General features: G+C 44.5%; 10 protein-coding genes. 5 read left to right on the top strand and 5 right to left on the bottom strand.

The window, feature by feature from the left end; genetic code table 11:
- Positions 1-45 precede the first annotated feature (45 nt).
- The 5 genes from H595_RS0106910 to H595_RS0106890 form a co-directional block, all read right to left on the bottom strand.
- Positions 46-537, bottom strand: a complete 492-nt coding sequence (locus tag H595_RS0106910) for a YbhB/YbcL family Raf kinase inhibitor-like protein (RefSeq protein WP_037053942.1) — start codon at positions 535-537, stop codon at positions 46-48.
- A gap of 26 nt (positions 538-563) precedes the next feature.
- Positions 564-986, bottom strand: coding sequence for a thioredoxin TrxC (trxC, locus tag H595_RS0106905; protein WP_027670557.1), 423 nt, complete (start codon positions 984-986; stop codon positions 564-566).
- A 66-nt stretch (positions 987-1052) separates the two neighbouring features.
- The gene (locus H595_RS0106900; protein WP_027670556.1) at positions 1053-1541 is read right to left on the bottom strand and encodes a DUF6702 family protein; all 489 of its coding nucleotides are present in this window, start codon (positions 1539-1541) and stop codon (positions 1053-1055) included.
- Positions 1541-4048: a M1 family metallopeptidase gene (locus H595_RS24545; RefSeq protein WP_037053939.1), complete on the bottom strand. Its 2508-nt coding sequence runs from the start codon at positions 4046-4048 to the stop codon at positions 1541-1543. Before H595_RS24545 ends, H595_RS0106900 begins: the two co-directional genes overlap by 1 nt.
- Positions 4049-4203: 155 nt before the next feature.
- The gene (locus tag H595_RS0106890; RefSeq protein WP_205623186.1) at positions 4204-5976 is read right to left on the bottom strand and encodes a DEAD/DEAH box helicase; all 1773 of its coding nucleotides are present in this window, start codon (positions 5974-5976) and stop codon (positions 4204-4206) included.
- Between the two features lie 163 nt (positions 5977-6139).
- Here H595_RS0106890 and mioC point away from each other — a divergent pair, with 163 nt between their 5' ends.
- The 5 genes from mioC (at position 6140) to H595_RS0106865 (ending at position 11390) form a co-directional block, all read left to right on the top strand.
- Complete coding sequence (gene mioC, locus H595_RS0106885) at positions 6140-6577, top strand: FMN-binding protein MioC (RefSeq protein ID WP_027670553.1); 438 nt, start codon at positions 6140-6142, stop codon at positions 6575-6577.
- Between the two features lie 579 nt (positions 6578-7156).
- Positions 7157-9046, top strand: coding sequence for a tRNA uridine-5-carboxymethylaminomethyl(34) synthesis enzyme MnmG (gene mnmG / locus H595_RS0106880; RefSeq protein ID WP_027670552.1), 1890 nt, complete (start codon positions 7157-7159; stop codon positions 9044-9046).
- A gap of 8 nt (positions 9047-9054) precedes the next feature.
- A complete protein-coding gene (gene rsmG, locus H595_RS0106875; RefSeq protein WP_027670551.1) occupies positions 9055-9672 on the top strand; it encodes a 16S rRNA (guanine(527)-N(7))-methyltransferase RsmG in 618 nt (205 codons plus the stop codon).
- Positions 9673-9691: 19 nt separating this feature from the next.
- Positions 9692-10486: a ParA family protein gene (locus tag H595_RS0106870; protein ID WP_027670550.1), complete on the top strand. Its 795-nt coding sequence runs from the start codon at positions 9692-9694 to the stop codon at positions 10484-10486.
- Positions 10487-10514: 28 nt separating this feature from the next.
- Positions 10515-11390, top strand: a complete 876-nt coding sequence (locus H595_RS0106865; RefSeq protein ID WP_027670549.1) for a ParB/RepB/Spo0J family partition protein — start codon at positions 10515-10517, stop codon at positions 11388-11390.
- The last annotated feature ends 1 nt before the right edge of the window (position 11391 follow it).

The following is an 11391-nucleotide window of genomic DNA, read 5'->3' as shown; positions in this document are numbered from 1 at the left end:
AAGGCCGTGGTATACGGCCTTAGTATCATATTGCTGTATTGGTGATTATCGGGCGTAGGTGGCCGTGAGGGTTGCTTTACCCAACGCCATGGCATTAAGCATAAAGCCCACCACAGCGGCACTGGCGCCATCGTCAGCGGGTAAGGTTTCATCAGGTAAGGCCCAAACCGTAAACTGATAACGATGCATACCATGACCTTCTGGCGGGCAGGCGCCACCAAAGTCTTTGCTACCGTAATCATTGTTAAAGCTGCGACAGCCTGGTGGCAAACTGCCTTTACCGGCGCCGCTAGCTAAGCCTGTAGCCGCTGGCGGAATATCGGTTACCAGCCAGTGCCAGAAACCCGAACAAGTGGGTGCATCAGGGTCAAATACCGTAATGGCAAAACTTTTGGTACCCACAGGGGCGTTAACCCAATTTAGTGCTGGTGACACATTGCTGCCACTACAACCAAAGCCATCAAATTCATGATCTTTGGCCATAAAATGGCCTTCTTTAATATCCGGGCTACTTAGGGTAAAAATGTTATTAGTCATAATGTCTCCAACATGTAAGTGAATACTTACTTATAATTAGATAGCCATTGATAAAAGGCTTGCTTTGGCAACGCACCTGCTTGTTGTGCCACAACCTTACCTTGTTTAAACAACATTAATGTAGGAATAGAGCGAATACTAAACTGCGCCGCCAACGACTGCTGTTGCTCGGTGTTAATTTTACCAAAGCGAAACTGCGGTTCCAGTTCTCGCGCCGCCTGGCTAAATACCGGGGCAAAACTCTGACACGGGCCACACCAGCTAGCCCAAAAGTCGACCACTAACGGCAATTCGGCTTTATTAGCATGGGCAGAAAAATTGATGCTGGTTAGCTCCAATGGCTCACCACGAAACAGTGACTGTTTACATTTGCCACAATGAGCATCCAGTGCGGGTTTATCTTGTGGCAAACGGTTGAGGCCATTACAAGCTGGGCAGGCAATAATCATGGCAAACTCCAAAGTAAGTGTACTCTTTGTTATATAGCGACGAGCAAACCAAAATTAAAGGCAACGCTAAAAACTCAGCTGCTGCCAGCCTGTTTTATTATCAAAACTAATACTTTTAACCTCGCCGCGGCCCTCAATATTGACGGTATTTACCTGCGAAGGCCAAAGCGCTTGCAAAGAACTGTGCTTAACCCGCAAGCCACTTAATTCTGATGGAACGGGCACCTCTTGATAAACCCAAAAAAACCGGCCATCAAGCTGACCACCAATTAAAGTTAAACTAATCGCCTCACCCGAAAGGGTCGTCAAAGCAAAGTGCTCACTTACATAATGACTAAATAGCTGTTGCGTTTGCTCATTGTTAAGTAAGTCTGCACTTTTATCAAACAACTGCTTTACGCCGTGCTCGGCGTCATGCACATAAAACCGGTGCATGACTTCAATGTTGCCACTACGTGAATTAAACAACACCTTGGTAAGTGCTGTTTTCATTTCATGTGCGGCAAGTTGACCACAGCAGCCAGCCAGTAATAGCAAGCCAACTAAAAGGCGCATTAGTTGTTGCCCTCTGAACCAGGTTCTATCTCAGACGCCGGCTTTTTGGCAGGATCTTTCACCTTAGTTTTAATATCCTGCATAATATCGCGACTTACTTTAGCTTTGCTCTTGTCCGCTTTATACGCTTCAATACGAGATGGAATTATGCGGCGCGGATAGAAGTTGTTTTCGATATCCACATCAGCTGTTTCCCATTTCGGATCGACGACCACATCTTTTAGCACTTTATCTTTGGCAGTAACAATCAGCTTATTGACTGCTTTAGGGCTGCGACGCCAAATTTCAGCCGGAATAGTTTGCTGTTCGCTGCTGCCATCGGTGTAGTTTAGCTGTAATAAAATTGGCATAACCAAGCCGCCTATATTACTAAACTGAAGCACATAGTAGTTTTTGTCTTCGGCTACAGCGCGTTCAAATGCGATGCGCTCCCATGGCTCTAAGTCATGCAAAAACTTGTTGTAAGCATTGCGTTCTTTATTAGTCACGGTAAAACGATCATTTTCGTCGTAGAAATCGCTCACATCGGAGTTCTTGTCAATCCACAACACTTTGCCTTCCGCTTTGTTACGCTCAACAAAAAGTGGCATCGGTTTATCTAGCTCCTGCTGGCGCTGACGTTGGAAATCAATATCCGGATTTTTGGTGTCTAGCTGCAACTGGAATACTTTGTCCAATGAGATATCGACATGATCAGTGCTGTAAAACCAGCCACGCCAGAACCAATCCAGATCAACACCGCTGGCTTCTTCCATGGTACGGAAGAAATCAGACGGCGTTGGGCGCTTAAACTTCCAACGCGTTGCGTATTCTTTAAAGGCAAAATCAAACAACTCCCGGCCCAGAATAACCTCACGCAGAATATTCAATGCCGCAGCAGGCTTGGTATAAGCATTAGGCCCTAACCGTAATACACTGTCAGATTGTGTCATAATAGGTACTTGTACATCCGACTTCATGTAATCGACAATATCACGCGGCTCAACACCCCAGGGAATAGTCGGGTCCCACTCGCGGCCGGCCACACCATCTAAAAAGCTGTTTAAGCCTTCGTCCATCCAGGTCCACTGCCGTTCGTCAGAATTAACGACCATCGGGAAATAAATATGTCCAACTTCGTGAATAACCACGCCGATTAAAAAGCGTTTTTCAGCTTGTGAGTATGTACGGCTACCATCATCCTGTAACTTAGTGCGCGGACCGTTAAAGGTGATCATGGGGTATTCCATGCCACCTACAGGACCATTTACCGATTGCGCAACCGGATAAGGGTAATCAAACGAGAAACGCGAATACACCTCCATAGTGTGCACTATGGCTTCAGTAGAGTATTTCTGCCATAACTCACCACCCTCTTTTGGGTAAAATGACATAGCCATTACAAAGGGTTGGTCATCACCGCCCTGCTGATAACCTTTAGCGTCCCAGATAAATTTACGTGACGAAGCCCAGGCAAAATCACGTACATTATTGGCCTTAAAATGCCAGGTTTTGGTGTCGTCAGTACCTGCTTTTTCATTTTCCAATGCTTCGGCTTCAGTGACAATAAATACGGGACGCTTAGCCGTTTTAGCTTGATCTAATCGGGTTAATTGTTGTTTAGTAAGTACCCTGCTACTGTTTTGTAGTTCGCCCGTAGAGGAAACTATATGGTCGGCTGGTACGGTGAGTTTTACATCGTAATCACCAAACTCCAGGGTAAATTCGCCACGGCCGAGAAACTCTTTATTGGTCCAGGCTTCATAATCGGTATAAGCGACCAAACGCGGAAACCACTGCGCTAATAAAAAAATATCATTACCGCCTTCGCGGGCATCTTTGGGGAAATGCTCATAGCCTGAACGGGCCGAAACAGCATCTTCTTCAACGATATTAAAAGCAAAATCCAGGCTGAAATCGGTGGTCTGGCCCGGTTTTAGCGGTTTATCCAGATCGATACGCATTAAGGTACCCACCAAAGTAACCGGCAAGGGTTTACCGCTACTGTTTTTTAAATTACTGATCTGGAAACCCAGCTCGTTGTCAGCCATAAATTGCTGCCGGCGCAGCTCTTCCAGGCTTAAGCGTGCAGTGATATCACCATCGCTAATCGACGTTGCAGGTCCCCGTCGGCCAATGCCGCCAAAGTCAGTACTTAACTCAGCCATCGAGTCAGATTTAAAAATGTTCTGATCAAGATGCAGCCAAAGATACTTCAGGCTATAAGGCGAGTTATTTTTGTAGCTTATCCGCTGTTTAGCGCTAAGCCGGCGTTTTGTTTCATCAAGCTCTACATCCATTTTGTAGTTAACTTGTTGCTGCCAGTATTGCTGGCCAGGTTCACCGGCTGCATTGCGGTAAACGTTAGGTGTGGGCAATACTTCGTCTAACTGGCGAAACTTATCTTCAAAATCACCTTTCGTTTGGCGAATGGCACTGGCATCTACTACAGAACTACATAACAGTGTAGCCAGCAGGCTAAACAGAGATAATGTGGGCAACAAACTTCGGGATAAAACGATGGGCATAATCAGCTATTCTCTTATTGTTTTAAGCTCGTTAAGCAAGCCTTATACAATAAGAAACTTCAGCTTGTCAGACAAGCACGGTTCATCACGTGCAGTGGTTATTCTGTCGCCAATAAAAAACCCTGCTTTGCAGGGTTTTATTATTACACTAAAACTTAGTCACGTGGCTTACGTGGTGCGCGTGGTGCAGCACCCGGGCGCGGGCCTGGACCATTAGACGGGCGACGGTCACCGGCTGGCGCCGCTCCACTGTCTACAGTGATATTCAGTTTTTGCTTACGCACGTAAACTTTCTTCAAGTGCTGGAAAATCTCACTTGGTATCGTCGCTGGCAACTCTACGGTACTGAAATGATCAAACAACTTAATATTACCAATAAACTGGCTATCAATGTGGGCTTCGTTAGCAATAGCACCAACGATATCACCAGCACGAACACCATGCTCTTTACCTACTTCAATGCGGTAAGTCTGGTAATCACCTTTCATTTCACGCTTAACACGTGGCCCACGATCAGGACGGTCACCGCCGCGGTCTGGACGATCGCTACGTTCACGACGCGGACGCTCTTCACGTTCACCACGTGCATGCGGTTCACGAATTTCCGGGAACTGACTTGCCACATTTAACGGCTGATCTTTCTGCGCTAAATACAACAACGCCGCGGCCAGATCGTTTTCCGTGGTTTCAATCTTCTCGCGCCAGTCATTAATTAACGTTTGGAAAAAGCTCAGATCCTGAGTTTCTATCGTTTGCGCTAACTGCTCGCGGAACGATTCGATACGACGTTGTTCAATTACACGGCCAGTTGGCAGTGACATCTGCTCAATCGGTTGCTTAGTCGCATGTTCAATTGTACGCAGTAAGCGGCGTTCACGCGGCGACACGAATAAAATCGCTTTACCTTCACGGCCAGCACGGCCAGTACGGCCGATACGGTGTACATAAGCTTCGCTGTCATATGGAATGTCGTAGTTTACTACCAGACTTATACGCTCTACATCCAAACCACGGGCAGCAACGTCAGTTGCAACAATAACGTCGAGCTGATTCGCTTTCATTTTGCGGATAGTCAGTTCGCGGTGTGCCTGGTTCATGTCGCCGTTTAAACAGGCAACAGCATAACCGCGGGCACCGAGTTTTTCAGCAATTTCTTCAGTAGCGCTTTTCGTACGCACAAACACGATAGTGGCATCGTACTCTTCGCCTTCAAGTAAGCGCGTTAACGCATCCAGCTTCTGGTTACCATCTAACATCACATACCGCTGAGTAATACGCTCAACAGTACTGGTTTTCGATGCAATTTTAATTTCTTCAGCATTCTTTAAATGCTTCTGAGCAATAGCGCGGATAGGTGCAGGCATTGTTGCAGAGAACATCGCTACCTGACGACCCGGTGGTGTAGCATCCATAATGGTCTGCACATCATCAATAAAGCCCATGCGTAGCATTTCGTCGGCTTCATCCAGCACGATAGCACGCAGTTTATCCAGCTTTAACGTACCACGATCTAAGTGATCAAGAATACGGCCTGGAGTACCCACAATAACTTGTGAACCGCGTTTTAATGATTTCAACTGATTCGTGTAGCTCTGGCCACCGTATAACGGCAGTACATGAAAGGCTGGCATATAACGCGCATAAGCTTGAAAAGCTTCTGCAACTTGTATTGCCAGTTCACGTGTTGGCGCCAACACCAAAATTTGTGGATCGTTTTGCGCAGGATCCAGACGCGCTAATAAAGGCAAAGCAAAAGCGCCCGTTTTACCGGTACCCGTTTGCGCTTGGCCTAATACATCTTCGCCAGCTAATAGTTTAGGGATAGCAGCCGCTTGAATAGGCGACGGCGATTCATAGCCAAGTTCAGTAACAGCACGAACAATAGCTTCAGGCAGCATTAGCTGGGAAAATGACACAGTGTCAGACATACGTTGTTTAAACCTCAATAACACGCAGGCGTAGTGGTAGTGCTATTGTTGTTTTTACTTAGCCTGCAAAGCAGTAAAAACACGTAAATCATGCCAAAAACATAGCTTTGACAGATTTTATTCCAGTAGTATAGCCAAACATTCTTATGACAAGAGGCATATCATGATAGACATCCTCGTTGGCAGCCAAATGGGCGCAGCGGAATATGTGGCAGAACAAGTTGCTGAAACACTGGTACAAGCGGGCTATGACGTTAATCTACATCTGAAACCCGAACTGGATCACCTCAACCAAACCCATGTCTGGTTAGTAATCACATCCACCTATGGCGCAGGAGATCTGCCTGATAATATTCAACCCTTTGCGGATCAATTAGCACAAGATCGGCGTGATCTTAACACACTTTCTTATGCCATGATCACTTTAGGTGACTCTGGATATGATACTTTTTGCGAAGCAGGTCGAAAATTAGCCAAATTACTACAAAATAAAGGCGCTAAATGCTTGCTGGACGCGTTAGAAATAGATGCTCAGCATCCTAGGCTACCCGAAGATACTGCTTTGATATGGTTGCCTCAATTAATAAAAGTCTTGCCATAAAAAAGCGGGTGACTAGCACCCGCAAAAACAAGTATATCTCAGGAAGATCAGGATTACGTAACTCTCTCCCAGGCTGGCCTCAGCAATAAAACCAACTTGGCAATACAATAAATACCTTAAGTATCAGTGTCTTGATATCAGTATGATAAAAGCATGATAAAAGCTAATTTAAGCAAGGATCTGCTTACACCCAAGTTATATACAGCTTATGTATTTTTATATCCTATATGTGTATAAGTTATCTAATTAGTGGTGATTAAGCTGTATTTATCCTATTTATAAAAAAAATATTATTTCGGTCTGTGGATAACTAGCTATTTTGATCACCGGTTTAAAGGTAGTAGATCCTAGCTTGATCACAGGATCCGATCGTTCATAAGCATCTGATCCTTCAATTAAAGATCTGCTTATGCACGGAAAACCTGCTGCTTAATAGTAACAGTAATAAAAAGATCTCTAAAAAGATCTTATTTAATTTAGAAGATCCTTCTGCCGTTGTGCCATTCCCCTAGACAGTAGATCAAGATACAATATGTGCCCTTTAACGATAGATCAGTTCAACAGGAAACAGAGGCAATTATGTTGTACCAAGAAACTTTCGACGTCATTGTTGTAGGTGGTGGCCATGCTGGCACAGAAGCCGCTTTAGCAGCTGCGCGTATGGGACAAAAAACATTATTGCTGACACACAATGTTGAAACACTAGGTCAGATGTCATGCAACCCAGCAATTGGTGGTATAGGCAAAGGCCATTTAGTAAAAGAAATTGATGCCTTAGGTGGTGCTATGGCACTAGCCGCTGACAAAGGCGGCATTCAATTTAGAACATTAAATAGTTCAAAAGGCCCAGCAGTACGCGCAACTCGAGCTCAAGCTGATCGTCAGTTATACCGTGCAGCAATCCGGCAAATACTGGAAAATCAGCCGAATCTGAGTATTTTCCAACAATCTTGTGATGATCTCATCGTCGAAAATGATCAAGTGACCGGTGTTATTACTCAGATGGGCTTAAAGTTTAAAGCTAAATCTGTGGTTTTAACGGTAGGGACATTTTTAGGTGGCCAAATCCACATAGGCTTGCAAAGTAGTTCAGGTGGCAGAGCAGGTGATCCACCATCAATCGCTCTAGCAAAACGATTACGTGAATTACCATTTAGGGTAGATCGACTAAAAACAGGTACACCACCCCGTATTGATGCAAGAACTATTGATTTTTCGCTGATGCAAGTACAACCTGGTGACAACCCAACACCAGTGTTTTCTTTTATGGGTAAACACAGTGATCAACCAAGACAGATCCCGTGTTATATCACTTATACCAATGAACAGACACACGACGTAATCCGAAATAACCTCGATCGTTCACCAATGTACACCGGCGTCATTGAAGGTATTGGGCCACGTTATTGCCCATCAATAGAAGACAAAATTACCCGTTTTGCTGATAAAGACAAACACCAGATTTTTATAGAACCAGAAGGGTTAACCACCCATGAAGTTTATCCAAATGGTATTTCAACCAGCCTACCCTTTGATGTGCAGCTAAGTATTGTACGATCGATTAAAGGCATGGAAAACGCTCATATAACGCGTCCTGGTTATGCAATTGAATACGATTTCTTTGATCCACGAGATCTAAAAAACACACTTGAAACTAAATTTATCAGTGGCTTATTTTTTGCTGGTCAAATCAATGGTACTACCGGCTACGAAGAAGCAGGTGCACAAGGCCTGTTAGCCGGGTTAAACGCAGCGCTATTTAGCCAAAATAAAGACGGATGGTCGCCAAGTCGCGATCAGGCTTATCTTGGAGTATTGGTTGACGATTTAACCACAATGGGAACTAAAGAACCTTATCGTATGTTTACCAGCAGAGCTGAATATCGTTTGATGCTTCGGGAAGACAATGCTGACTCACGTTTAACAGAAAAAGGCAGAGACTTTGGCTTGATTAACGATGAACGCTGGGCAGCATTTAACGAAAAAATGGAACAAATAGCATTAGAACGTCAACGTTTAAAACAAAGCTGGATCCACCCGCAACATGCAGCGCTAACTGCAGTAAATGCACTAATCAAAACGCCATTAAGCAAAGAAGCTAGTTTAGAAGAACTTGTACGCAGACCTGAAGTGACTTACGCCGGCCTTATGCAAATTAATGATCTGGGCCCGGGTTTAACAGATCCTGCAGCAGCTGAACAAGTTGAAATTCAAATTAAATATGAAGGTTATATCCATCGCCAACAAGACGAAATTGCTAAGCAACAACGCAATGAACAGACACTGTTACCAAAACAGTTTGATTATGAATCTGTTAGAGGGCTGTCAAATGAGGTCATTTCTAAATTAAATCAAACACAACCTCAAACTGTAGGACAAGCGTCTCGTATTTCGGGAGTCACACCAGCTGCTATTTCGTTGTTACTGGTCTATCTGAAAAAACAGGGTTTATTGCGTAAATCGGCTTAAGGAAAGGCATGTTAGATCAATTACGCTCGCTGGTGGCGCAAACCAGCTTGTCACTGTCAGAGCAACAATTACAGCAATGTATTGATTATGTTCAGTTACTCGACAAATGGAATAGCGCCTACAATCTGACATCGGTGCGTGATCCGCAAGAAATGTTAATAAAACATGTCATGGATAGCCTTGTTGTAGCACCTCACTTAATAGGCGAAAGGTTTATTGATGTTGGCACCGGGCCCGGATTGCCAGGAGTATTGTTGGCAATTTACTATCCAGACAAAGACTTCACCTTACTGGACAGCTTAGGTAAACGAATCCGGTTTTTAAATCAGGTAAAATTGCAGTTAAAATTAAGCAATATTCACCCATTACAAATCAGGGTTGAAGATCACCATCCAGAGCAGGGTTACGATGGCGTAATTAGTCGCGCTTTTGCTTCTATGAATGATATGTTGAGCTGGTGTAAGCATTTACCGCAAGTAAATGGGCGCTTTTTCGCCATGAAGGCTGCTGCAGTACAAGAAGAAATTGCAGCTTTGCCTGATTTTGTTAAAGTAGCCTCCGTTCAACCACTTGCTGTACCGCAGTTGCAAGCACAGCGGCATTTGGTAATACTGCTTCCCTGCTAATTGATATCGAGGACATCTTGTGGCGAAAGTAATCGCAATAGCTAATCAGAAAGGTGGTGTAGGTAAAACCACTACAGCCATAAATCTGGCTGCTTCTTTGGCTGCGACTAAGCGCAAGGTACTGTTGATCGATTTGGATCCTCAGGGTAATGCCACCATGGGCAGCGGTGTCGATAAATATGATATTCCGGCTACTGCATACGAACTACTGGTTGACGAAAAACCTTTGGTCGACGTTTTGGTTAAAGATACCAGCGGTGGTTATCACTTAGTTGGCGCCAATGCTGATTTAACCGCTGCAGAAGTGAGGTTAATGAATGTTTTTGCCCGTGAGTTACGCCTGCGCAACGCATTAAAAGACTATCGTAACAGTTATGATTTTATCTTTATTGACTGCCCACCGTCGTTAAATATGCTAACTGTTAACGCCATGGCTGCGGCAGACACCGTGTTAGTACCCATGCAATGCGAGTATTTTGCTTTAGAAGGTTTAACCGCACTGGTAGAAACTATTAATCAGTTAGCTGCTGCTGTGAATCCAGAGCTTAAGATCGAAGGTATACTAAGAACGATGTACGACCCACGCAACCGCTTGGCTAATGATGTTTCTGAGCAATTGAAACAACATTTTGGTGACAAAGTATACCGCGCAGTAATTCCGCGCAATGTACGCTTAGCAGAAGCGCCCAGCTTTGGTGCACCAGTGATGTATTACGATAAAAATTCAACCGGAGCCAAAGCGTACCTGGCATTAGCGGGAGAAATGCTGCGCCGGGCTGATAAAAAAACCGTTAACAGCACAACCAGTGTCTGATTAGAGTAATTTAGGGAATGTATTTAACATGTCTGTAAAGAAACGAGGCCTGGGCCGGGGGTTGGATGCCTTACTTACGTCCAATAGAACCAGTAATAACGAAACCGTCAGCCCAACCACAAGCGAATTACAGAAATTGCCGGTTGAATTTTTAACGCCGGGTAAATATCAGCCCCGTAAAGACATGTCGCAAGAAGCGCTAGAAGATTTAGCCAGTTCAATTCGGGCTCAAGGCATCATTCAACCTATTGTGGTACGTCCAATAGCGAAAGATAAGTTTGAGATTATCGCCGGTGAACGACGTTGGCGTGCCAGCCAGTTAGCACAACTGGCGGAAGTGCCCTGTATTATTAAAGATGTTCCGGATGAAGCTGCTGTTGCAATCGCACTGATTGAAAATATTCAGCGTGAAGATTTAAATGCAATGGAAGAAGCTGTCGCCTTGGATCAGCTATTAACAGAGTTTGGTCTTACTCACCAGCAAGTTGCTGATGCTGTTGGGAAATCTCGCGCCTCTGTCACTAATTTATTACGCCTTAATCAACTAAATGATGATGTTAAGCTGTTATTAGAGCATGGTGATATCGATATGGGCCATGCTAGGGCATTGCTAGCATTACACGATAATGAACAGTCAGATGCGGCACGTTTAGTCGCAGCAAAACAGCTTACCGTGCGTGAAACGGAAAACCTAGTAAGACGTATTTTAGAGCCAAAACCCGCTGTAGCAGAAAAACCACGAGATCCAGACGTATTGGCATTAGAGCAGCGTTTAAGTGAACGCTTTGCTGCGCCAGTTCAAATAAGTTACAACAACAAGGGTAAAGGCAAGCTGGAAATTAATTACAGTAGTCTGGCTGAGTTAGACGGCATTATTAATAAGTTGAATATAACTGAAGATTAAT

Source organism: Rheinheimera baltica DSM 14885 (genome assembly GCF_000425345.1).
In the GTDB taxonomy this organism is placed as follows: Bacteria; Pseudomonadota; Gammaproteobacteria; order Enterobacterales; family Alteromonadaceae; genus Alishewanella; species Alishewanella baltica.
This window is presented reverse-complemented; position numbering and strand designations above follow the sequence as displayed.

What these genes read in the sequence shown, in the direction of transcription:
- H595_RS0106910 (WP_037053942.1), bottom strand. Translation starts at nt 537, where the DNA reads ATGACTAATAACATTTTTACCCTAAGTAGCCCGGATATTAAAGAAGGC.
- trxC (WP_027670557.1), bottom strand. Translation starts at nt 986, where the DNA reads ATGATTATTGCCTGCCCAGCTTGTAATGGCCTCAACCGTTTGCCACAA.
- H595_RS0106900 (WP_027670556.1), bottom strand. Translation starts at nt 1,541, where the DNA reads ATGCGCCTTTTAGTTGGCTTGCTATTACTGGCTGGCTGCTGTGGTCAA.
- H595_RS24545 (WP_037053939.1), bottom strand. Translation starts at nt 4,048, where the DNA reads ATGCCCATCGTTTTATCCCGAAGTTTGTTGCCCACATTATCTCTGTTT.
- H595_RS0106890 (WP_205623186.1), bottom strand. Translation starts at nt 5,976, where the DNA reads ATGTCTGACACTGTGTCATTTTCCCAGCTAATGCTGCCTGAAGCTATT.
- mioC (WP_027670553.1), top strand. Translation starts at nt 6,140, where the DNA reads ATGATAGACATCCTCGTTGGCAGCCAAATGGGCGCAGCGGAATATGTG.
- mnmG (WP_027670552.1), top strand. Translation starts at nt 7,157, where the DNA reads ATGTTGTACCAAGAAACTTTCGACGTCATTGTTGTAGGTGGTGGCCAT.
- rsmG (WP_027670551.1), top strand. Translation starts at nt 9,055, where the DNA reads ATGTTAGATCAATTACGCTCGCTGGTGGCGCAAACCAGCTTGTCACTG.
- H595_RS0106865 (WP_027670549.1), top strand. Translation starts at nt 10,515, where the DNA reads ATGTCTGTAAAGAAACGAGGCCTGGGCCGGGGGTTGGATGCCTTACTT.